This is a genomic window from Neisseria sp. DTU_2020_1000833_1_SI_GRL_NUU_006 (assembly GCA_032388755.1).
GTDB lineage: Bacteria > Pseudomonadota > Gammaproteobacteria > Burkholderiales > Neisseriaceae > Neisseria > Neisseria sicca_C.
The window spans coordinates 160,828-182,638 of sequence record CP135593.1 but is presented as its reverse complement, the minus strand read 5'-3'; the positions used below and the strand labels follow the sequence as shown (position 1 = coordinate 182,638).

The window sequence follows — 21,811 nt, the reverse complement described above, 5'->3', positions numbered from 1 at the left end:
TCCAACTCAGGATTTCCACCATGCGCCTGCTGTTAGCCATCTTCCTGCCTTTCGCCGTATTCTTCACCATCGGCCGTCCGATTGCGGGCATCATCTGCCTGATTCTCCAATTCACCTTAATCGGCTGGATTCCTGCCGCCATGTGGGCGGTGTACGCGTTGAGCCAATACAAGACCGATGAAAAAATCCGCAATGCGTTGGGCAAAAGGTAACAAGCAGGTCGTCTGAAACCACAGGAAAGGTCATCATGCTGAAAAAAGTATTAATCGCCAACCGAGGCGAAATCGCGCTGCGCGTCCTGCGTGCCTGCCGTGAAATGGGCATCGCCACCGTCGCCGTGCATTCCGAAGCCGACAAAGACAGTCTGCACGTCAAACTTGCCGACGAATCCGTGTGTATCGGCCCTGCCGCTTCCGCACAAAGCTATCTCAATATTCCCGCCATCATCGCCGCCGCAGAAGTTACCGGCGCGGATGCCATCCACCCGGGCTACGGCTTTCTTGCCGAAAACGCCAATTTTGCCGAACAGGTCGAACAGTCCGGCTTCATCTTCATCGGCCCCAAAGCCGAAACCATCCGCCTGATGGGCGACAAAGTTTCCGCCAAACACGCGATGATTGAAGCGGGCGTCCCTTGCGTTCCCGGCTCGGACGGCGCGCTGTCCGACGATCCCGCCGAAATCCTCAAAACTGCCGACAAAGTCGGTTATCCCGTGATTATCAAAGCATCGGGCGGCGGCGGCGGACGCGGTATGCGCGTGGTCGAGAAAAAAGAAGACCTGATCAAATCCGTCGAAATGACCAAAGCCGAAGCAGGTGCGGCGTTCGGCAATCCGATGGTCTATATGGAACGCTACCTGCAACGCCCGCGCCACGTCGAAATCCAAGTGCTCGCCGACGAACACGGCAACGCCATCTACCTTGCCGAGCGCGATTGCTCCATGCAGCGCCGCCACCAAAAAGTCATCGAAGAAGCACCCGCTCCCTTCATCGACGAAAAAGCCCGCGAAAAAATCGGCAAAGCCTGTACCGATGCCTGCAAACGCATCGGCTACCGTGGCGCAGGTACGTTTGAATTCCTGTATGAAAACGGCGAATTCTTCTTTATCGAAATGAACACCCGCGTCCAAGTCGAACACCCCGTTACCGAGCTGATTACCGGCGTGGACATCGTACAGGAACAAATCCGCATTGCCGGCGGCCTGCCTTTGCAATACAAGCAAAAAGACATCCACATCGAAGGCCATGCTTTCGAGTGCCGCATCAATGCGGAAGACCCGTACAACTTCATCCCTAGCCCAGGCCTGATTGAAAGCTGCCACCTACCCGGCGGCTTCGGCATCCGCGTGGACAGCCACATTTACCAAGGCTACCGCATCCCGCCTTACTACGACAGCCTGATCGGCAAAGTCTGCGTCATCGGCAAAACCCGCGAGCAGGCAATGGCAAAAATGCGTGTCGCCCTCGCCGAGCTTGCCGTAACCGGCATCAAAACCAATACCCCGCTGCACCGAGATTTGTTCAGCGACCCCGGTTTTGAAAAAGGCGGCGTCAGCATCCATTATCTGGAACACTGGCTGGAAGAACGCAAAGCCAAACAGGACAAATAAAACCGTCCCGCTTGGATAGTCGAAGGTCGTCTGAAAAACCGCATGGCTTTCAGACGACCTTTTTTCAGACAAATTGAAACCTGATTTCGGGTGTACATCAGCGATTGCCGACAAGCCTATAATTATGACTGAGTAAGCCTGTCCGCCGCCATTTCACGCAAGAAAAAAACGTGTTCAGGCAGAAAAACGATTCAATCACACTGTTACGCCAATAGCCGAAACATACCGCAAACGACCAACATCGCGTATTTGACCGCCATTTCCTAATTTCAGACGACCCCACCGAGAAAGCCCACCATGTCCTATCAACAAATCACCATCAACGTCAACGACGCCGTCGCCGAACGCCTCGCCGACGCCCTGATGGAAAACGGCGCACTCTCCGCCGCCATCGAAGACGCCTACGCAGGCACCGAAAACGAACAAGCCATCTTCGGCGAACCCGGTATGCCGACCGAACAAATCTGGCAGCAAAGCAAAGTCATCGCCTTGTTCGGCGAAAACGACGATGCCGCAGCCATGATTCAAGCTGCCAGCCAAGCATGCGGACTGAAAGACTTGGCATACACCAGCGAAATCCTCGCCGACCAAGACTGGGTGCGCCTGACCCAAGCGCAGTTCGACCCCATCCAAATTTCCGAACGCCTGTGGATTACCCCCTCTTGGCACGAAGCGCCCAACAGCAACGCCGTCAACCTCCAGCTCGACCCCGGCCTTGCCTTCGGTACCGGCAGCCATCCGACCACCCGTCTCTGCCTCAAGTGGCTGGACACACAACTCAAAGGCGGCGAAAGCGTCCTCGACTACGGCTGCGGCTCAGGCATCCTGACCATCGCCGCCCTCAAGCTCGGCGCAGGTTCTGCCGTCGGCGTCGATATTGACGAACAAGCCATCCGCGCCAGCAAGGACAACGCCGCACAAAACAACGTCGATGCACAGTTCTACCTGCCCGACGGTTTGCCACAAGGACAATTCGACATCGTCGTCGCCAACATTCTCGCCAACCCCCTTCGCATGCTCAGCGAAATGCTCGCCGCCCGCACCAAACAAGGCGGCCGCATCGTGTTGTCCGGTTTGCTGGACGAACAAGTCGAAGAACTCAGCGGCATTTACCGTCAATGGTTCGACATCGAACCCGCCGAAATCGACGAAGGCTGGGCAAGGCTCAGCGGCGTCAAACGCTGATAGCGATGCGCTCAAACAAAAGGTCGTCTGAAAACCGATTCAGGTTTCAGACGACCTTTTGTGTTCAACCTATAATTTCAAAAACTGCTGTATTACCTACAAATTTTTTGGCCTACTTCATTAAGCGTGTGATCGAGAACCATTTTGACCAAACACATTATCAAATTCATTACTCTCTAAAATTTCCTTGATTTCAGCAACTTTGTCGTCATTCAAAACGACTTCACTGTATTGAGCAATGTATTCATTGAATTCAGCAGATTCAATGACATTATCCGGCATCATGGTTTGAAATTGGCAATTTCCCGCAAATACAACAACCGAATAAAACAAACGCGGGCTTAAATCAAGCTGCCGCACTAATGCTTGGATATAACGTTGGTTCTGTGCCAAAGGATTAGGGAAAAGCATCTTGGTTCTATGGAATTTCTGCGTCCACTTCCCGTCCCCGTTATCCCCCCAAATACGGCCTTGGTAATTCGGCGTCGATACGATAAAAATACCGAATCGTGAAACGTAAACATAATCAATTTGTTCATGTGTTCCTGAAATACGTATATCAAGATGACGGAAAACATGATATGAATTTTCATCCAAGTAGCATTGAGCACGCACATTAACAGCAAAACGGCTGATAAACTGTTTTACTGAATCTTGCTTACTGACAAGCGCAGCCAAAATCAGTATCAGGCTATATTCCGCCATACCTGATACACCATCCCCAAATATGAAATCAAAGTTCATGACAAATTATCCGCAATATGAAATATTTATTTTTTCGCAATAGGTTACACATTAATTTATGATAATGTATTTTAAAATTATAACCCAATCGGCATTTTTTACAATAAAAATACCGCTTATGCAAAATAAAAACCTTTTGTCTCTAAAATTTGTTGTTTTTTGATTTCAGATACAATGGCAATCTTCCCAAATAGCCAAACTTTATTCATTATTGAAATAGGTAAATAGGTGTCCTTAAAAACAAAAAAGGCGTCTTAAATACATTCAGACGACATTAACACCACTTTAAAATGCGATAGATCCTTACCAAAAGATTTGCTTTATCCTATAAAAACCGTATTCAATAAACAACCTTTATCGCTGACTCAGAAAAGCAAAATTATGCGCAATAAAGGAATCATTTAAAACTTTTTTACAGCATTCGTTACCTAAAGATTCCGTTCTTCTCAAAATCATCAATCATCCATCATGAAAAAATAAAAAGCACGGTAATCAACCGTGCTTTTTGTAAAGCAAATCTGCTTATTTGTTTTTGTGCGAACGAAGATAATCCAAGGTTTTGAGCTGGGCAATCGCTGCGGCCAAAGCTTTATGTGCTTCAGCCAGCGATTTATCGTCTTTGGCTTGAGAAATGCCTGTTTCCGCCGCCTTCTTGGCAGCTTCCGCGCGCTCCCGATCCATCTCGGAACTGCGTACGGCAACATCTGCCAACACAGTAAGTTGGTTGGGCTGCACTTCCAGCACTCCGCCGGACACGGCAACAAGCACTTCTTCGGCTTCGCCCGGCACGGTCAAACGCAATGCACCGGGACGTACCAAACTCATAATCGGCTCGTGTCGCGGATAAATACCGAGCTCACCTTGAACAGTCGGAACCACTACAAAACTGGCTTCGCCTGAATAGATGTTCTGCTCGCTACTTACCACTTCAACTCGCATGATGCTCATGCCGACCTCCTTAGTTTAAGGTTTTCGCTTTCTCGACCGCTTCTTCGATACCGCCTACCATATAGAAAGCTTGTTCAGGCAGATGGTCGTATTCACCGTTCAAGATAGCTTTAAAGCCGGCAATGGTGTCACGCAGCGATACATATTTGCCGGGAGAGCCGGTAAATACTTCGGCAACGTGGAACGGTTGCGACAGGAAGCGTTGAATCTTACGCGCACGCATCACGGTCAGTTTATCTTCGTCTGACAATTCGTCCATACCCAGAATGGCAATAATATCGCGCAATTCTTTGTATTTTTGCAGGGTAGATTGTACGCCGCGGGCTACGTCATAGTGTTCTTGACCCAATACCATCGGATCCAGTTGGCGCGAAGTAGAATCGAGCGGATCAACTGCGGGGTAAATACCCAAGGAGGCGATATCACGGCTCAATACGACAGTGGCGTCCAAGTGGGCAAACGTCGTTGCAGGAGACGGGTCAGTCAAGTCATCCGCAGGTACATATACGGCTTGAATGGAAGTAATGGAGCCTGTTTGGGTAGAGGTAATACGCTCTTGCAAACGACCCATTTCTTCAGCCAATGTCGGTTGGTAACCTACTGCTGAAGGCATACGGCCCAACAATGCGGATACTTCGGTACCGGCCAGGGTGTAACGGTAGATATTGTCCACGAAGAACAATACGTCACGGCCTTTGCCGCTTTCGTCTTTTTCATCACGGAAGTATTCGGCCATCGTCAAACCGGTCAAGGCTACACGCAGACGGTTACCCGGGGGTTCGTTCATCTGACCGTAAACCATCGCCACTTTGTCCAATACGTTGGAATCTTTCATCTCGTGGTAGAAGTCATTACCTTCACGGGTACGCTCACCCACGCCTGCGAACACGGACAAACCGCTATGTGCTTTGGCGATGTTGTTAATCAATTCCATCATGTTGACGGTTTTGCCCACACCGGCACCACCGAACAGACCTACTTTACCGCCTTTGGCAAACGGACACAGCAAGTCAATTACTTTAATGCCGGTTTCCAACAGCTCAGTAGTCGCAGACAGTTCATCAAATTTCGGAGCTGTCTGATGGATGGCACGATGTTTGTCGGTATCAATCGGACCTGCTTCATCAACAGGCGTACCCAATACATCGACAATACGTCCCAAAGTGCCTTTACCTACCGGCACTGTAATTGGCGCACCTGTATTGCTTACAGTCATGCCGCGTTTTAAACCATCCGAACTACCCATTGCAATAGTACGGACTACGCCGTCACCCAGAAGCTGTTGCACTTCCAAAGTCAGGCCGTTTGCATCCAATTTCAGGGCGTCGTAAACACGCGGAATGGCATCACGCGGGAACTCCACGTCAACTACCGCACCAATAATTTGTACGATTTTGCCTTGGCTCATTATCGTATCCTAATTTCCTGTTCAGATTTCAGACGACATTAAACTGCCGCTGCACCTGCTACAATTTCTGACAATTCCGTGGTAATCGCAGCTTGACGCGATTTGTTATATACCAAACGCAACTCTTTAATGGCATTGCCTGCATTGTCGGTGGCCGCTTTCATCGCCACCATACGCGCAGCTTGTTCTGATGCCATATTGTCACTTAATGCTTGATAAACCACAGACTCTAAATAGCGGCGAACCAGATATTCCAACACAGCGACAGGACTTGGTTCATAACGATATTCCCAACTGAATGAAGAATAGTTATCCTCGTTTTCTATCACATTCTCGCCGATCGGCAGCAATACCTCCAACCGTGGTTCTTGACGCATGGTATTGACAAAGCGTGAGTATACCAAAAATATTTTGTCTAACTCATGTCTCTCGTAACGTTGGAAGATTTCAGTCATTGGACCAAGCAGTAATTCCATTTTTGGGGTATCCCCCAAATTAATCGCACTGGCAATAACGTTCAAACCGATGCTTTGACAAGCTGCCAAGCCTTTACTACCTAAACAGACAACATCAACTTCAATTCCCTGCTCTTGGTATTCTTGGACTTGCGCTAAAAATTTCTTCAAAACATTCGCATTCAAACCACCGGCAAGACCTTTATCAGAGGTGATTAAAATGAAACCCACCCGACGTGTTTCACGATGATGTGCCAATAATTTAATACCATGATCTTCATTGGTTTGCGCCAAATGACTCATAACTGTCCGCACTTTTTCGGCATACGGACGCGCTAAGCGCATCCGTTCCTGAGTCTTCCGCATTTTAGAGGTTGACACCATTTGCATCGCTTTAGTGATCTTTTGGGTATTTTGAACACTACGGATTTTGGTGAGAATCTCTTTTCCGACTGCCATTTCAGACTCCTTTCATTTCAGCTCTTAAGCTTGGTAAGCATAAGAAGATTTGAAAGAATTCATGGCTTCAGTCAATATTTTTTCACTTTCGTCGGACATTGCACCTGATGCATTGATTGCTTCTAAAACACCAGGATGTTGAGTACGTACAAAGCTCAAAAATTCCGCTTCAAAAGCCAATGCCTTGGATACCGGTACATCTTCGTAAGAACCATTATTAATAGCCCACAAAGTCAAAGCCATTTCAGCCGTATCCAAAGTGCTGAATTGTTTTTGTTTCATCAATTCAGTAACCACTTCACCGTGTTGCAGCTGTTTGCGTGTAGCTTCATCCAAATCCGAAGCAAATTGCGAGAAGGCTGCCAACTCACGATATTGGGCAAGTGCCAAACGGATACCGCCACCCAGTTTTTTAATTACTTTGGTTTGCGCTGCGCCACCTACACGCGATACCGAAATACCGGCATTAATCGCAGGACGGATACCGGCGTTAAACAAGTCGGTTTCCAAGAAAATTTGACCGTCGGTAATCGAAATTACGTTTGTCGGTACGAATGCAGAGACGTCGCCGGCTTGCGTTTCAATAATCGGCAATGCAGTCAGAGAGCCTGTTTTGCCCTTCACTTCGCCATTAGTCAGTTTTTCAACTTCGTGCTCATTTACACGGGCAGCACGCTCCAACAAGCGGGAGTGCAGATAGAAAACGTCGCCAGGATAGGCTTCGCGACCGGGAGGACGGCGCAGCAACAGGGAAATTTGACGGTAAGCAACAGCTTGTTTGGACAAGTCATCATATACAATCAATGCGTCTTCACCGCGGTCGCGGAAAAACTCGCCCATCGTACAACCTGCATAAGGTGCAATATATTGCAGAGCCGCAGCTTCAGATGCAGTCGCCGCAACCACAATAGTGTGTTCCATTGCGCCATGCTCTTCCAATTTTCGTACTACATTGGCAATAGAAGATGCTTTTTGACCGATTGCAACATAAATACAGATAACGCCTGTACCTTTTTGGTTGACAATAGCATCCAATGCTACGGCTGTTTTACCTGTTTGACGGTCACCAATGATCAGCTCACGTTGACCGCGACCAATCGGAACCATTGAGTCAATGGCCTTCAGACCGGTTTGCATAGGCTGGTCAACTGATTTACGGGCAATCACACCCGGTGCAATTTTTTCAATTGGCGCTGTGGAAGATGTGTTGATCGGGCCTTTACCATCAATCGGGCGACCCAGCGCATCTACAACGCGACCAACCAACTCACGGCCGACAGGTACTTCCAAAATACGGCCGGTACAAGTAACTGTGTCGCCTTCTTTAATATGTTCGTATTCACCCAACACTACGGCGCCGACGGAGTCGCGCTCCAAGTTCATCGCCAAACCGAAAGTGTTACCCGGGAATTCGAGCATCTCACCTTGCATTGCGTCTGACAAGCCATGAATACGAACAATACCGTCTGTTACAGAAATAACCGTACCACGGGTACGTACTTCTGTATTTCCAGACAGATTTTCAATTTTAGCTTTAATCAAATCGCTAATTTCAGCAGGATTAAGCTGCATGAAAACTCTCCTAATTTGTCATAGTCGCATACAGGGCATTCAATTTACCCTGCACCGACAAATCCAAGACCTGGTCACCCACTTCAACTTTGACACCGCCAATTAATTCAGGCGCAACTTCAGTTGTAATCCGCAACTTACTGTCAAAGCGTTTTTTCAATATTTCAGCCAACTCAGCCAGTTGTTCTTCAGTCAATGGATAAGCACTGTAAATTACAGCGGACTTAGTATGATTGAATGACAAGGTTAAAGCTTGATATTGAGCATAGATTTCAGGCAATACTGGCAAACGTTTTTGCTCTGCCAAAACAGTAATGAAATTTTTCAATTCATTACTTTTTAACTCAACGAGTTTGGCAAGCAAATTCACCTTTTCAGAAGTATTTGTTTCAGGTTGCTCGATCAAAGAAATCACTTTCTGATTTTGAACAACCGCGGCTAATTCTTCCAGTCCGCCCAACCAAGACTCAATTTGGTTTTTTTCCTGCGCCAGATTAAACAATGCTTTCGCATAAGGTCTGGCAATCGTTGCGAACTCAGCCATAAGATTACAGCTCCTGTTTTAAAGCACTGAGCAGCTGCGCGTGTTTTGAAGTATCAACTTCACTGCGCAAAATAGACTCGGCACCTTTAACCGCCAACGCAGCAACCTGTTCACGCAAAACTTCGCGTGCACGATTCATTTCTTGCTGGGCATCGGCTTTAGCTTGTGCTGTAATCCGCACTGCCTCGACAGAAGCTTGTTCTTTCGCTTCTTCTACGATTTTGGCGGCACGTTTTTCGGCGTTAGCTACCATTTCGGAAACTTGGTTACGCCCTTCAGCCAAGAGTTCTGCAACTTTCTTCTCTGCCTGTTCAAAATCGCTCTTACCGCGCTCGGCTGCAGCCAAGCCTTCGGCAATTTTTGCGGCACGCTCATCCAATGCTTTTGCGATCGGCGGCCACACAAATTTCATGGTAAACCAAACCAAACCGAAAAAGACGATGATTTGAGCGAATAAGGTTGCATTAATATTCACGTTAGTTAACCTTCGTACTAGTGTTAATCAAACAGACCAAAGTCTGTACCTAGACGGATCACGCCGTTTGATTATGCACCTGCAAACGGGTTAACAAAGGCGAACAACAGTGCAATAGCCACACCAATCAGGAACGCAGCATCAATCAGACCGGCTATCAGGAACAACTTAGTTTGCAGAGGGCCAATCAACTCGGGTTGGCGAGCAGAAGATTCTAAATATTTAGAACCTACCATTGCGATACCGATAGAGGCACCCAATGCACCCAATGCAACGATCAAACCACATGCAATAGCAATCAAACCCATTTTAAACTCCTTAAAAAAACAAAGGTTAAACTACAAATAACTACAAACAAAAATAAAACCACCTAGAAAATTTAGTGGGCATCATGAGCTTGTCCGATATAGACAAACGCTAAAGCCATAAAGATAAATGCCTGCAGGGTAATCACCAAAATATGGAAAATCGCCCATGCCAATCCGGCAAGAATGTGAAAACCAAACAGAACTGGATCCAACACTTCAACGCTTCCAGATGTTGCCCAGGCACCACCCAGTAAAGCAATCAGAAGGAATACCAGCTCGCCGGCATACATATTACCGAACAACCGCATCCCATGAGAAACGGTTTTAGAGAGGAATTCGACCAGATTCAAAAAGAAGTTGACGGGAGCAAGCATGGCGCCGAACGGGGCAGTAAACAACTCATGAATCCAACCACGAACACCTTTGATTTTGATATTGTAATAAATACAAATTAACAAGACTCCGATAGCCAACGCCAACGTGGTATTCAAATCCGCAGTCGGCACAATGCGCAACAATGCATGATGGTTACCGGTAGCGTTTTGCCACAGCCACGGCAGCAAATCTACCGGCAACATATCCATGGCATTCATCAGGAAAATCCATACAAACAGCGTCAAGCCTAACGGGGCAACGGCTTTTCGTGATTGTTCGTTGTGAATAATGCTCTTGCACATATTATCCACAAACTCAAACAAAATCTCTACAGCAGCCTGAAAACGTCCGGGCACGCCTGCAGTTGCTTTCTTAGCGCCACGCCAAAGCAGGAAACTTCCGATTACGCCTAACAAAACAGCAAAAAAAATCGCATCAAGATTGATAAACGAAAAATCGGCAATATTTTTCAGGCCTTGTCCTTGGGCAACATCCGACAGACTGGTCAAGCTTTGCAAATGGTGCTTGATGTAGTCGGCAGCGGTCATTGTTGTTTCACCTGCCATAATGCTTCACTCTCAACAATACTAATAAAAAAACCAAATGACTGACACCGAGCAATCCGAACAAGAACGGAAAGAATATTAAAGACTGATACCAAACCATGAATACGGCAAGCATCATCACCAGCGACAGCACTACTTTTAAAACTTCCCCAATAATGAAAACCTTACCATGATACAAAGGGTTGCACTTAGAAAGTTTTAAAAGTAAAACTGCAATAGAAGACGGGACTAAATAACAAATCCCGCCTACGACAGATGACCAAAATCCATTCAAACCTGCAAAAACAGCACTTAATGCAGAAATAATTAATAAAACAACAACTTGATAAACTAAAATCTGATTCATGCAAATTTAGAAGCTACAACGAAATGGCCAAGCAGCGATACTAGAATATAATGAAGAAGCCTATACACGTCAAGGGATAGTTAATCTTTGTCAAATAATAACCCCTACCACATTCCCAACTTCTACACTACAATTTTCAATCATATCACAAATTACATTAAATTACAGCCATTGCCCAGTAATTTTATTTCAATAAAAAAGTCATCTGAAAACCGGAGAATAAGTTTTCAGATGACCTTAATTCTAAATTTTCCGCACAACCTAATTTACATCTGATAATCAATGCCCAATTGTTTCAGTAAATACTCAAATGTTTCCGGCGTATCGAAGTGGAGGACGATTTTGCCTTTTTTGTGATTGGTGGTTTTGACTTCCGCATTAACGCCCAGTCTTTCGGTCAACACGTCGTTCAGACGACGTATATCGGGGCTGATGGTTTTTTTGATTTCCTGTTTGGTTTGATGGGCGATTTGGCTGCGGCGTTCGACTTCGCGCACCGACCAACCGTTTTTTACTGCTTTTTGCGCCAATTCAAGCTGCTCGACCACGGGCAGGGTCAGCAGGGCGCGAGCGTGTCCCATTTCAAGATGGCGGTGGTAGAGCATTTCTTGGACCGGCTCGGGCAGGCTCAACAGGCGCAGGCTGTTGGAAATGGCACTGCGGCTTTTGCCGACTGCCTTGGCGATGGTTTCATGAGCCAGTCCGAACTCGTCGGCGAGGCGTTTCAAACCTTGCGCTTCTTCAATCGGGTTTAAGTTTTCGCGTTGCAGGTTTTCAATCAAACCCATTGCCAGCGCAGTTTCGTCGCTGATGGTTTTGATGACGACCGGAATCTCGGTCAGTCCGGCGAGTTGGGATGCGCGCCAGCGGCGTTCGCCGGCAATCAATTCGTATTGGGAAAGGCCGTGTTCGCGCACGATGACCGGCTGGATAACGCCTTGCGCTTTAATCGAATCCGCCAGCTCCTGCAAGGCTTCGTCGTCCATCTGTACCCGCGCCTGATAACGGCCGGGTTGGATGTCGTTGATGGCGACGGTAGTCAGGCGGTCGCTGCTGCTGTTGTCCACGCCGTTGGAAATCAGGGAATCTAAACCGCGGCCCAAACCGCCTTTTGCTTTTGCCATATTGAATCCTTTTCAGACGACCTTCCATAAAGCGCGTATTCTAGCGGATATTCGCAGGTGGCGACAATTCATATCACACCGTCTGTATTTATTAGATCTTATATTTTCAGCTAAAATCCAGCCTTCTATTTTTTATCGAACCACCCGTCATTCAATGCTTTATTCTTTTCTTATCGATATCTGGGATATTCTGCGTCTGCTCTATAAAAATCCTGCTGATTATTTCTATACGCTGCCTGTCATTTTGGCGATTTTCTGCTGTTTGGCATAATTAATGCGCCAGATATGTCGATCTTGCTCGACGTCAGCACTGCCGTCTTTGTCTTTGCCGTGATGGTTACCGTCATAAAGTGGCTGATTTTGAGCCGTGTGATGCGTTATGTCTTGAGCAGAAACGGCGAGCTGCGCTCGCCTTTATGGGGATTCATCTTGGCATCGGAAGCTTTGATGATTCCTACTCTGTTGGTATTTTATATAGACATATCGCCGAAATCTATGAACAGCATAAAGGGCACTACGGAAAAAGGCGCATTGCCGCAATATTGGGTTGGAACCAAAAAAGTAACACGATTGATGAAGTAAATAGATGATTGTATGGATTACAACAATCAGGAGCGGTGTAGTTTGACATTGAAAAAACTGAGTTCTGTAGCACGCAGAACTCAGCTTGTACAGGGCATCTGAGTAAGCTTTTATGAGTATCCAATATTTGGAGACTGGTTTAAAACTTAATTATTTTTCAGACGACCTTTCGACTTTCGAAACAGTTAGAAAACCGCCTGCAACACCAAATAAGAGATCACAGACAAAACTGCGGCTGCGGGCAAGGTAATTACCCATGCCAAACCGATGGGTTTCATCAGTTTCCAGTTGGCATTGCGGTTAACCAAGCCGATCCCCAAAACCGCTCCGACCAGGATATGGGTACTCGATACAGGCAATCCCATGAATGATGCACCCATCACAACGGCGGCAGCGGAAAGCTCGGCCGCAAAACCCGAAGCGGGATGCATTTCCGCCAGACTGGTCCCGACGGTCTTGATAACCTCTTTACCGACAAACCATAACCCGACAATCAATGCGATACCAAAGGTCAACATAGCGATAGGCGGGACGGCATTTTGCGCGGTAATGCTGTTGGTACGCAATGCATCCATAATGGCGGCAAACGGTCCGATGGCATTGGCAATATCATTTGCGCCGTGGCTGAATGCAAAGCCGCATGCGGTAAAAACCTGCATCCAAGAAAACATTTGAAAGGTTGATTTGCCAAGGTCTTTTCGTTTGAGACTTTTGGCGAATACGAATGTCGCCATCCAAATCGCCGCGCCGACCATGAAGATAATCAGGAAACTGTTGACATTGCTCATGCCCAAATGCAAGTTGTTCAATCCTTTGAAAATCAGCATTGCAGCAATCATCATACCGCCTATCGAGCCGATAAAGGGAACCCAGGAATGAAGGGCTTTATAGGAATCGACATTGTTTTTCCGGTTATCCAATTCATACAGCCCGCGATAATAGTCAGACTGTAATTCGGAAGGTTCGAAATCGGGTTCGTCGTAAATTTGCGCATCGTGCGCTACTTTGGTTGCATATTCGACTTTTTCAGTTTCACTAAGGGCTTCAAAGAAAAGACGGTGCTGCTCTTTGTATGACTTCTTTTCCTGCTTGATGGTTTTAAGCGTTCCTTCTGCCCAGTCGTTGTAGTCTAATACGTTTTTCTTAATACGGGAGAAAACGAGGTAGGAAACCAACCCACCCAACATCGGGGATAATACCCATGAAAGGGCAATCTCTCCAAGCTTACCCCATTGGATAAGCGTACCCGCATCAATTTTGTGCATAAACGCCATACACAACGCACTGCCGACAATACCGCCGATAATGGCGTGGGTAGTCGACACCGGCAGCCCCTTACGCGAAGCAAACAAAAGCCATAATGCCGCTGCCAAAAGGGCTGACATCATAATGAAGACGAATTGCATGGGTTGCAAATCCAACCCGTTCAAATCGACAATACCTTTACGGATGGTATCTGTAACCTCGCCACCCGCTATAACGGCTCCGCTGACTTCAAATACAGCGGCAATCAAGAGTGCCTGCGGGATGGTCAACGTGCCGGAGCCGACACTGGTTCCGAACGAGTTGGCAATATCGTTGCCACCGACATTAAATGCCATAAATACGCCGAACATCGTGGCAATGATGAAAAGTATAGGATTGTTGTAATGGGTATATCCCAGACCCCAATAAATAAAATAGCCGACCATGCCCACCAGCATAGCGGCAAAAGCGGCGTTAATAAGCTTCAAGTTCGCACTCGATTGAGTTTGAGCCATGGAAGTTTTCCTTTGGAAATACGAAAGTTGGCAGATTCGGAATCTCGACCTAATTGTAACCTTTTTACAATCTTTCTTGAAATATTTCTTTATCTTCTCCAATCCTGAATCCAAATAAAATCTAAAACAGCGTTACAATGTTTCTTTTTGCCTACTTCAAAATCACAATTTTATGAATATCCGAAACTATATCGGCATTATGTCCGGCACCAGCATGGACGGTGCGGACGCAGTTTTAATCCGCATGGAAGGCAGTCGATGGCTGAAAGCCGTTTCCCACGCATTCATCCCCTATTCAGACGACCTTAGGCATGAATTGCTGGATTTGCAAAATATCGGCAATAACGAACTGCATCTCAGTATGCTGCTATCTCAAAAACTAAGCTGCCTTTACGCAGATACGGTTTCTTTACTGCTAAAACAAACCAACCTGCAAGCCTACGATATTGCCGCCGTTGGCTGCCACGGGCAGACTGTCCGCCATGCCCCCGAAGCAGGATACAGCATACAACTCGCCGATCTACCGCTTTTGGCACATCTGACCGGTATCTTTACCATCGGCGATTTCCGCAGCAGGGATTTAGCGGCAGGCGGACAAGGCGCCCCTCTTGTCCCCGCATTCCATCAAGCCTTGTTCCAAAGCGACTCCGAGACACGCGTTGTTTTGAATATCGGCGGTATTTCCAACATCAGCGTCCTACCAAATTCCTCTCCGGCATTCGGCTTTGATACCGGCCCGGGCAATATGCTGTCTGACGCATGGATGCAAGCCATTTGGCAACGTCCTTATGACAAAGACGGCTTGATTGCGGCAACAGGAACCGTTTTACCCGAACTGCTAACCCGCCTGCTCGACCACCCATATTTTTCCTCCCCATACCCCAAAAGTACCGGGCGTGAATTATTTTCATTGGATTGGTTGAAAGGTCGTCTGAAAGGTGGTGAAAAACCGGAAGACATTTTGCGAACGTTACTCAGGTTTACTGCCCAAACGATTTATGATGCAACCATCTCTGCCGCTCCTGATGTTTGCAATCTTTATGTTTGTGGCGGTGGTATCCGCAATCCTGTTTTAATGGAAGATTTGCACCAACTTTTTTCCTCTACCACGAAATTACATAGTACAGCAGCACTCAATCTTGATCCGCAATGGGTCGAAGCCGCTGCCTTCGGCTGGCTTGCGGCCTGTTGGATGAATAAAATTCCAAGCAGTCCGCACCATGCGACAGGGGCAGAAAAATCCTGTATTTTGGGTGCAGGACATTATCCCTAATATGTCTCAATAGTTTCATTAGTTACTTTGCGACCCATAGCAAACCATAAGCTGTTCCCTGTATTTCATACACATTTATAGTGGATTAAATTTAAATCAGGACAAAGCGACGAAGCCGCAGACAGTACAGATAGTACGGCAAGGCGAGGCAACGCCGTACTGGTTTGAATTTAATCCACTATAAGATAAAGACAGAAATTAAATTGCTATGAAAACAGATGGCTTGACCATAAAAAAACGCACCTTATGAAAAGGTGCGTTTTAATTTCTACGGTTTAGAATTTAGCGCCGGATTGGTTGGCCATATAGTCAACCGCTGCTTTGACTTCGTCATCACTCAGGCTTGTGTTACCGCCTTTGGCAGGCATGGAGTTAAAGCCTTCGAGCGCGTGTTTGTGCAGGGTATCCTTACCTTGTTTGATACGCGGAGCCCACTCGTCTTTCTTACCTATGCCTGGAGCACCGGGGATGGTACCGCCGTGACACATTTTACAGTTGGCTTCAAAAACGGCTTTACCGTCCACTTTGGCAGAAGAAGCATCTGCTTTTTCTGCCGGCTTGGCTTCGGCAGGAGCGGCCGCTTTTGCATCAGCTGCTGAAGCCGCTTTTTCAGCTTGTGCAGGTGCGGACGCAGATGAAACGTCAGCGGATGATGCGGCAGCAGAAGCAGGGGCCGGTGCGGGAGCAGTTTCGGCTTTTTTCACGGGCGCTTTGCCGTCTTTATTGGACAGACCCCATACATACGCAGTCATGATGTGGAGTTTGTCTTTATCCAAGAAACGACCCCAAGCCGGCATTTGACTGTGTCGGCCGTTGGTGATGGTTTCTATAATCGATTTTTGAGTACCGCCCCACAGCCATACGTTGTCGGTCAGGTTCGGACCCAGTCCTTGGATACCTTGACCTTTGTCGCCGTGACAGGTAAAGCAGTTTGCCGGTGGACCACTGAACAATACTTTACCGCGTGCGGCACGTTCTTCATCGTATTGATCTTTGGATTTGGATAAGGACATGACATAGTTTGCCACATCTTTTACCCGCTCTTCACCCAAAGCAGGACCCCATGCCGGCATCGTCGCCGTACGGCCTTTTTCAATGGTCTCATGGATTTTCTCAGGTTCGCCACCCCACAACCAATCGTTGTCGGTCAAATTCGGGAAGCCTTTGGAACCTTTAGCATCAGAACCGTGACATTGGATACAGTAGGTATTGAAGAGGTTTTGACCGATGGCGTGTGCTTCAGGATTTTTTGCCACTTGTTCAATCGGCATATTGGCAAACTTAGCATAAACTTTGCCGTACTTCTGGTCTGCTTTAGCCATTTCCTGATCATATTGTCCACGGCTGCTCCATTTCCACTGGCCTTTATAATCGCCTAAACCCGGGTACATGACCAGATAGCCGATACCGAACAGCCAGACAAAAACATACAGCCAAAACCACCAGCGTGGCAACGGGTTGTTATATTCTTCGATACCGTCCCATTGATGACCTGTCGTTTTGACTTCTTCGCCCTTTTTAGGACGCTTCACAACGTTTTGGGAAAGCAGCAGCCATGCCAAGCCGATAAAACTGAGCACGACGATGACTGCAATGTATATATTCCAGAAATTGCTGGTAAATTGGGATGTTGTGTTCATTCTTTTGCTCCGTGATCACGGACTAAACTGTTATCGCCCGTCTTTTTCAGACGACTCTTTATCATCATTTTCGAAAATACTGTTGGCAGCATCATCGTAGTTCTTTTTATTGCGTCGGTTGAAAACGATATAAAGCACTAAGATAAAGCTGATAAAAACCCAAACAGTAAAGAGCGAGCGGGCCCAGTTTACGTCCATGATGTTACCTTACGTTTTTCAATGCCAAGCCTAAGCCTTGCAGGTATGCAATCACCGCATCCAGCTCCGATTTGTTTTCCAAGGCTTCAGGCGCTTTGGCAATCTCTTCGTCGCTGTAAGGCGTACCGACTTTACGCAGGGCTTTCATATGCGCCACGGTTGCTTCGGCATCGACTTTGTTGCGGGCAAGCCATGGGAAAGCGGGCATATTGGACTCCGGCACAACGTCGCGCGGATTCAGCAGGTGGATGCGGTGCCATTCGTCGGAATAGCGGCCGCCGACACGTGCCAAGTCCGGACCGGTACGTTTGGAACCCCATTGGAACGGATGGTCATAAACAGACTCGCCGGCAACGGAGTAGTGGCCGTAACGTTCGGTTTCCGCACGGAACGGACGGATCATTTGAGAGTGGCAGTTGTAACAACCCTCACGGATATAGATGTCGCGACCGGCCACTTGCAAAGCGTTATAAGGTTTCACACCTTCAATAGGCTTGGTAACAGCTTTAGTAAAGAACAGCGGCACTGCTTCAACCAACAGGCCTACGCTGACTACAAGCAGGGTAAATACAATCAGGACGCCGACTTTTTCTTCAGCTAATTGTTGTAATTTCATTTTGGTAGCCTTTTCTTATGTTTTTAGTGGTGCTGGGTTTGAGACACCGCAGGAATCTCGGCGTCAACCGCTTTGCCACTGATGGCCGTACGGTAAACGTTGTATGCCATGATGCACATACCGCTCAGGTACAGCAGGCCGCCGGTAAAACGAATCATATAGTAAGGCATAGTACGCTTCACTGACTCTACGAAAGAGTAAGTCAAAGTACCGTCGTCATTCAAAGAACCCCACATCAGTCCTTGCAATACACCGGCAATCCACATAGCGGCTATATACAGCACCACACCGATGGTCGCGATCCAGAAGTGCGCTTCCACCAATTTGGTACTGTACATTTCATTTTTGCCGAACAGGCGGGGAATCATGTAGTACACAGAACCAATCGTTACAAAACCCACCCATCCCAATGCGCCGGCATGGACGTGTGCGACAGTCCAGTCAGTGTAGTGGCTCAAAGCGTTGACGGTTTTGATAGACATCATCGGACCTTCGAAGGTGGACATACCGTAAAAGGAAAGAGAAACGATCAAGAATTTCAAGATAGGGTCGGTACGCAGTTTGTCCCATGCGCCGGACAAGGTCATGATACCGTTGATCATACCGCCCCAAGAGGGTGCGAACAGAATCAGGGACAACACCATACCCAAGGACTGAGTCCAATCAGGCAGAGCGGTATAGTGCAAGTGGTGGGAACCTGCCCACATATAGGTGAAAATCAAAGCCCAGAAGTGGACGACGGACAGGCGGTAAGAATAAATCGGACGACCTGCTTGTTTCGGCACGAAATAGTACATCATACCCAAGAAGCCTGCAGTCAGGAAGAAACCTACGGCATTATGACCATACCACCATTGAACCATAGCATCGATTGCACCCGCATAAACCGGATAGGATTTCATGAAGCCCGCAGGAATGCTCAGGTTATTGACGATGTGCAACAGGGCGACGGCCAAAATGAAACCGCCGTAGAACCAGTTGGCAACGTAGATATGTTTGATTTTACGTTTGGCAATCGTACCGAAGAATACGATGGCGTAAGCAATCCAAACCAAAGCGATCAGGATGTCGATAGGCCATTCCAATTCGGCATACTCTTTAGCTTGGGTATAACCCAAAGGCAGGCTGACGATTGCCGCAACGATAACTGCCTGCCAGCCCCAGAAGGTAAATGCCGGCAACCAACCGCCAAACAGACGTGCATTACAGGTGCGCTGAACAACGTAGTATGATGTACCCATCAGACCGCAACCCCCGAACGCAAAAATTACCGCGTTGGTGTGCAACGGACGCAGGCGGCCGAAGTGGAACCAGGGGCCGACATCTGATAAATCAAGGGAAGGGGCGAACAATTGGGCAGCGACAATGACGCCGACCAACATACCCACAATACCCCAAACTACGGTCATGATGGCGAACTGGCGCACCACCTTGTAGTTATAAGTTTGTGTGTCCATGAGAGTCTCCATGAATTATGGGAATAAAAATTTTTTATCTCACTTTGCCGTATGCATTTTGAAAAAACGCAACAAGAGCTAAGTTTAAATTTTTCTAAATTTAACATATAAGACTAGCCTAGCCAAGCGGAATTACATTTCCCACCATATAGCCGTACGATCGATTTTTTATATTTTTTAACTTATAATCATAACGTTATTTAAAAACCCCTCCAATAGTATTATTTTATTTTTCAACTCATCCTTTTTAGTTTAGCCGCCTTTTGCATGAGACTTCGACTTTATTGATATAAATTAAATTGCATAATACACCCTTTCAACCATAAGAATTAACAAATAAACCAATAGTCATGATTAATTACAAAATCACCCCCAACCCGCTCGCCCACGAGTGGCACATCCGCCTAACATTCCGACAAGAACATGATTTGGAAACAGAAATCAGTCTCCCAAACTGGGTTCCCGGCAGCTATCTGATACGAGATTTCTCGCGCCACATCACCACCATCCGCGCCTTTTGCAATGGCGAATATACCCATCTGACCCAAGTCAAAAAAAACCGATGGCGCACTGCCCCACAGTCCGGAGAGTGGGAAATTTACTACACCGTTTACGCCTACGACCTGTCCGTCCGCGGCTCGTTTCTGACTGCCGAACGCGGGTTCTTTGACGGTGCATGCCTCTTTTTGCAGGTAAACGGACAAGAAAACAGCACACACCAAATCGAATTCCCCATCCTGCCGAAAACATGGCGGATTGCCACCACCCTACCCCAAACCGACGTCCACAGTTTTCAGACGACCTCCTACCACGACTTAATCGACCACCCTGTCGAACTGGGCAACATCGAATTTCTCGATTTCGAAGCCGGCGGCATACCGCACCGCATCGCCTTAAGCGGCCACTATCCCGATTTCGACCGCGACCGCCTCGTGTCAGACATCCGCACAATCTGCGAAACCGAACTGGCCATGTTCCCCTCCCTTGCCCCGTTCACGCATTACCTTTTCCTGCTCCACGTCGGCGACAACATCTACGGCGGACTGGAACACATCAGCAGCACCGCCCTGCTCGCCGACCGCCACAGCCTGCCGCCGCACGGCATGACCGATGCCAACGACGCCTACACCCAACTGCTCGGATTGTTCTCACACGAATACTTCCACGCTTGGAACGTCAAATCCATCAAGCCCGCCGCCTTCGCCCCCTACGACCTCGACCGCGAAAACTACACCGAGCAACTCTGGGCGTTTGAAGGCATCACCTCCTACTACGACGACCTCTTCCTCGCCCGCAGCCGCACCATCGCCCCCGAAGCCTACCTGCGCCTGCTCGCCCAAAGCATCACCCGCGTTCAGCAAACCAAAGGTCGTCTGAAACAAAGCCTAGCCGAATCCAGCTTCACCGCTTGGAACAAATTCTACAAACAAGACGAAAACAGCCCCAACGCCATCGTCAGTTACTACCAAAAAGGCGCGCTCGCTGCCCTCTGCCTCGACCTCGCCATCCGCAGTAAAAGCAGCGGGCGACACACCCTCGACAGCGTCATGCAGCAACACTACCGCGATTGGCTGGACACCCGACAAGGCATCCCCGAAAAACAATGGCAAGCCCGTTGCCAGGCGTTTACCGGCCTGTACCTCGAAGACTTTTTTCAGACGACCCTCTACACCACCTCAGACCTGCCCCTTGCCGAACTCCTCGCCACCATAGGCATCGGACTGCAATGGCAGGCACAGCCGCGTGGACACGGTGGCGCGTTCCTGTCCGAACCGCCAACCGAAACGCCCGCCCCCGCATCCGACTTCGGCGCAAGGTTCAAACAAAACAGCGACCACGCCACCCTGACCCACGTATTCAACGGCGGCAGCGCAGAAAACGCCGCCCTCTGCCCGCAGGACAAAATCATCGCCATCGACGGCTACGCCTGCACCGACCTTGCCGCACAGTGGGCGCAGCTCCCCATCGGCTACACCACCCGCCTCCACTACTTCCGCACCGGCATCCTGTACGTCGCCGACATTACCGTCCAAGCCGCCGAAGCCGACACTGCCGTCCTCTACATCACCGACCGCGAATTATTTGAAAACTGGCTTTATAATGACCGAGCCTGATTTTCAGACGACCTCAAATACCAGATTGAGGTCGTCTGAAAATCACTTACAGA

At 48.1% G+C, this 21,811-nt stretch carries 22 protein-coding genes; 6 read left to right on the top strand and 16 right to left on the bottom strand.

The features are described from left to right. Positions 1 to 20: 20 nt before the first annotated feature. From RSJ68_00835 to prmA, 3 genes are all read left to right on the top strand, one after another. On the top strand, positions 21 to 212 hold the full coding sequence (locus tag RSJ68_00835) for a YqaE/Pmp3 family membrane protein (protein ID WNU97346.1): 192 nt from the start codon (positions 21 to 23) through the stop codon (positions 210 to 212). Between the two features lie 35 nt (positions 213 to 247). Continuing rightward, positions 248 to 1,609: an acetyl-CoA carboxylase biotin carboxylase subunit gene (gene accC, locus RSJ68_00830; protein WNU97345.1), complete on the top strand. Its 1,362-nt coding sequence runs from the start codon at positions 248 to 250 to the stop codon at positions 1,607 to 1,609. Between the two features lie 297 nt (positions 1,610 to 1,906). Continuing rightward, a complete protein-coding gene (prmA, locus tag RSJ68_00825; protein ID WNU97344.1) occupies positions 1,907 to 2,794 on the top strand; it encodes a 50S ribosomal protein L11 methyltransferase in 888 nt (295 codons plus the stop codon). Between the two features lie 120 nt (positions 2,795 to 2,914). Here the strand turns inward: prmA and RSJ68_00820 are convergent, their stop codons facing one another. The 11 genes from RSJ68_00820 to RSJ68_00770 all read right to left on the bottom strand — a co-directional run bounded on the left by RSJ68_00820 (position 2,915) and on the right by RSJ68_00770 (position 12,118). Next, positions 2,915 to 3,538, bottom strand: a complete 624-nt coding sequence (locus RSJ68_00820) for a nuclease-related domain-containing protein (GenBank protein WNU97343.1) — start codon at positions 3,536 to 3,538, stop codon at positions 2,915 to 2,917. A 522-nt stretch (positions 3,539 to 4,060) separates the two neighbouring features. After that, positions 4,061 to 4,486, bottom strand: a complete 426-nt coding sequence (locus RSJ68_00815) for a F0F1 ATP synthase subunit epsilon (protein ID WNU97342.1) — start codon at positions 4,484 to 4,486, stop codon at positions 4,061 to 4,063. 10 nt (positions 4,487 to 4,496) lie between these two features. After that, on the bottom strand, positions 4,497 to 5,894 hold the full coding sequence (gene atpD / locus RSJ68_00810; GenBank protein WNU97341.1) for a F0F1 ATP synthase subunit beta: 1,398 nt from the start codon (positions 5,892 to 5,894) through the stop codon (positions 4,497 to 4,499). Positions 5,895 to 5,932: 38 nt separating this feature from the next. Beyond that, a complete protein-coding gene (atpG, locus tag RSJ68_00805; GenBank protein WNU97340.1) occupies positions 5,933 to 6,808 on the bottom strand; it encodes a F0F1 ATP synthase subunit gamma in 876 nt (291 codons plus the stop codon). A 24-nt stretch (positions 6,809 to 6,832) separates the two neighbouring features. Further along, a complete protein-coding gene (atpA, locus tag RSJ68_00800; GenBank protein WNU97339.1) occupies positions 6,833 to 8,380 on the bottom strand; it encodes a F0F1 ATP synthase subunit alpha in 1,548 nt (515 codons plus the stop codon). Positions 8,381 to 8,390: 10 nt separating this feature from the next. Then, positions 8,391 to 8,924, bottom strand: coding sequence for a F0F1 ATP synthase subunit delta (locus RSJ68_00795; protein WNU97338.1), 534 nt, complete (start codon positions 8,922 to 8,924; stop codon positions 8,391 to 8,393). A 4-nt stretch (positions 8,925 to 8,928) separates the two neighbouring features. Further along, positions 8,929 to 9,399, bottom strand: a complete 471-nt coding sequence (locus RSJ68_00790; GenBank protein ID WNU97337.1) for a F0F1 ATP synthase subunit B — start codon at positions 9,397 to 9,399, stop codon at positions 8,929 to 8,931. Between the two features lie 71 nt (positions 9,400 to 9,470). Beyond that, positions 9,471 to 9,707, bottom strand: a complete 237-nt coding sequence (gene atpE, locus RSJ68_00785) for a F0F1 ATP synthase subunit C (GenBank protein WNU97336.1) — start codon at positions 9,705 to 9,707, stop codon at positions 9,471 to 9,473. A gap of 71 nt (positions 9,708 to 9,778) precedes the next feature. Beyond that, positions 9,779 to 10,648, bottom strand: coding sequence for a F0F1 ATP synthase subunit A (atpB, locus tag RSJ68_00780; protein WNU97335.1), 870 nt, complete (start codon positions 10,646 to 10,648; stop codon positions 9,779 to 9,781). Further along, the gene (locus tag RSJ68_00775; GenBank protein WNU97334.1) at positions 10,638 to 10,994 is read right to left on the bottom strand and encodes an ATP synthase subunit I; all 357 of its coding nucleotides are present in this window, start codon (positions 10,992 to 10,994) and stop codon (positions 10,638 to 10,640) included. Before RSJ68_00775 ends, atpB begins: the two co-directional genes overlap by 11 nt. Before the next feature lie 266 nt (positions 10,995 to 11,260). Next, positions 11,261 to 12,118 (bottom strand): ParB/RepB/Spo0J family partition protein, encoded by an 858-nt coding sequence (locus RSJ68_00770; protein ID WNU97333.1) that lies wholly within the window; start codon positions 12,116 to 12,118, stop codon positions 11,261 to 11,263. Between the two features lie 285 nt (positions 12,119 to 12,403). Between RSJ68_00770 and RSJ68_00765 the strand changes: the two genes are divergently transcribed. Beyond that, positions 12,404 to 12,700 carry a hypothetical protein gene (locus tag RSJ68_00765; GenBank protein ID WNU97332.1) on the top strand — a complete coding sequence of 99 codons (297 nt, stop codon included), beginning with the start codon at positions 12,404 to 12,406 and terminating at the stop codon, positions 12,698 to 12,700. A 185-nt stretch (positions 12,701 to 12,885) separates the two neighbouring features. Here RSJ68_00765 and RSJ68_00760 read toward each other — a convergent pair whose 3' ends face one another. Next, the gene (locus RSJ68_00760) at positions 12,886 to 14,460 is read right to left on the bottom strand and encodes an inorganic phosphate transporter (protein ID WNU97331.1); all 1,575 of its coding nucleotides are present in this window, start codon (positions 14,458 to 14,460) and stop codon (positions 12,886 to 12,888) included. Between the two features lie 172 nt (positions 14,461 to 14,632). On the opposite strand from RSJ68_00760, the gene RSJ68_00755 reads away from it, so the two are divergent. Then, a complete protein-coding gene (locus RSJ68_00755) occupies positions 14,633 to 15,733 on the top strand; it encodes an anhydro-N-acetylmuramic acid kinase (GenBank protein WNU97330.1) in 1,101 nt (366 codons plus the stop codon). Positions 15,734 to 16,008: 275 nt separating this feature from the next. Here RSJ68_00755 and ccoP read toward each other — a convergent pair whose 3' ends face one another. Genes ccoP through ccoN form a run of 4 tightly spaced genes read right to left on the bottom strand, consistent with a single transcriptional unit; the run spans position 16,009 to position 19,644 of the window. Beyond that, positions 16,009 to 17,373 carry a cytochrome-c oxidase, cbb3-type subunit III gene (gene ccoP, locus RSJ68_00750; protein WNU97329.1) on the bottom strand — a complete coding sequence of 455 codons (1,365 nt, stop codon included), beginning with the start codon at positions 17,371 to 17,373 and terminating at the stop codon, positions 16,009 to 16,011. 30 nt (positions 17,374 to 17,403) lie between these two features. After that, positions 17,404 to 17,571, bottom strand: coding sequence for a CcoQ/FixQ family Cbb3-type cytochrome c oxidase assembly chaperone (locus RSJ68_00745; GenBank protein WNU97328.1), 168 nt, complete (start codon positions 17,569 to 17,571; stop codon positions 17,404 to 17,406). 4 nt (positions 17,572 to 17,575) lie between these two features. After that, the gene (ccoO, locus tag RSJ68_00740; protein ID WNU97327.1) at positions 17,576 to 18,187 is read right to left on the bottom strand and encodes a cytochrome-c oxidase, cbb3-type subunit II; all 612 of its coding nucleotides are present in this window, start codon (positions 18,185 to 18,187) and stop codon (positions 17,576 to 17,578) included. A gap of 23 nt (positions 18,188 to 18,210) precedes the next feature. Then, a complete protein-coding gene (gene ccoN / locus RSJ68_00735; GenBank protein ID WNU97326.1) occupies positions 18,211 to 19,644 on the bottom strand; it encodes a cytochrome-c oxidase, cbb3-type subunit I in 1,434 nt (477 codons plus the stop codon). A gap of 350 nt (positions 19,645 to 19,994) precedes the next feature. Here ccoN and RSJ68_00730 point away from each other — a divergent pair, with 350 nt between their 5' ends. Then, the gene (locus RSJ68_00730; protein WNU97325.1) at positions 19,995 to 21,758 is read left to right on the top strand and encodes a M61 family peptidase; all 1,764 of its coding nucleotides are present in this window, start codon (positions 19,995 to 19,997) and stop codon (positions 21,756 to 21,758) included. Positions 21,759 to 21,811: the final 53 nt, after the last annotated feature.

Coding starts and splice junctions, on each gene's coding strand:
- RSJ68_00835 (WNU97346.1), top strand. CDS start 21: ATGCGCCTGCTGTTAGCCATCTTCCTGCCTTTCGCCGTATTCTTCACC.
- accC (WNU97345.1), top strand. CDS start 248: ATGCTGAAAAAAGTATTAATCGCCAACCGAGGCGAAATCGCGCTGCGC.
- prmA (WNU97344.1), top strand. CDS start 1,907: ATGTCCTATCAACAAATCACCATCAACGTCAACGACGCCGTCGCCGAA.
- RSJ68_00820 (WNU97343.1), bottom strand. CDS start 3,538: ATGAACTTTGATTTCATATTTGGGGATGGTGTATCAGGTATGGCGGAA.
- RSJ68_00815 (WNU97342.1), bottom strand. CDS start 4,486: ATGAGCATCATGCGAGTTGAAGTGGTAAGTAGCGAGCAGAACATCTAT.
- atpD (WNU97341.1), bottom strand. CDS start 5,894: ATGAGCCAAGGCAAAATCGTACAAATTATTGGTGCGGTAGTTGACGTG.
- atpG (WNU97340.1), bottom strand. CDS start 6,808: ATGGCAGTCGGAAAAGAGATTCTCACCAAAATCCGTAGTGTTCAAAAT.
- atpA (WNU97339.1), bottom strand. CDS start 8,380: ATGCAGCTTAATCCTGCTGAAATTAGCGATTTGATTAAAGCTAAAATT.
- RSJ68_00795 (WNU97338.1), bottom strand. CDS start 8,924: ATGGCTGAGTTCGCAACGATTGCCAGACCTTATGCGAAAGCATTGTTT.
- atpE (WNU97336.1), bottom strand. CDS start 9,707: ATGGGTTTGATTGCTATTGCATGTGGTTTGATCGTTGCATTGGGTGCA.
- atpB (WNU97335.1), bottom strand. CDS start 10,648: ATGGCAGGTGAAACAACAATGACCGCTGCCGACTACATCAAGCACCAT.
- RSJ68_00775 (WNU97334.1), bottom strand. CDS start 10,994: ATGAATCAGATTTTAGTTTATCAAGTTGTTGTTTTATTAATTATTTCT.
- RSJ68_00770 (WNU97333.1), bottom strand. CDS start 12,118: ATGGCAAAAGCAAAAGGCGGTTTGGGCCGCGGTTTAGATTCCCTGATT.
- RSJ68_00765 (WNU97332.1), top strand. CDS start 12,404: ATGTCGATCTTGCTCGACGTCAGCACTGCCGTCTTTGTCTTTGCCGTG.
- RSJ68_00760 (WNU97331.1), bottom strand. CDS start 14,460: ATGGCTCAAACTCAATCGAGTGCGAACTTGAAGCTTATTAACGCCGCT.
- RSJ68_00755 (WNU97330.1), top strand. CDS start 14,633: ATGAATATCCGAAACTATATCGGCATTATGTCCGGCACCAGCATGGAC.
- ccoP (WNU97329.1), bottom strand. CDS start 17,373: ATGAACACAACATCCCAATTTACCAGCAATTTCTGGAATATATACATT.
- RSJ68_00745 (WNU97328.1), bottom strand. CDS start 17,571: ATGGACGTAAACTGGGCCCGCTCGCTCTTTACTGTTTGGGTTTTTATC.
- ccoO (WNU97327.1), bottom strand. CDS start 18,187: ATGAAATTACAACAATTAGCTGAAGAAAAAGTCGGCGTCCTGATTGTA.
- ccoN (WNU97326.1), bottom strand. CDS start 19,644: ATGGACACACAAACTTATAACTACAAGGTGGTGCGCCAGTTCGCCATC.
- RSJ68_00730 (WNU97325.1), top strand. CDS start 19,995: ATGATTAATTACAAAATCACCCCCAACCCGCTCGCCCACGAGTGGCAC.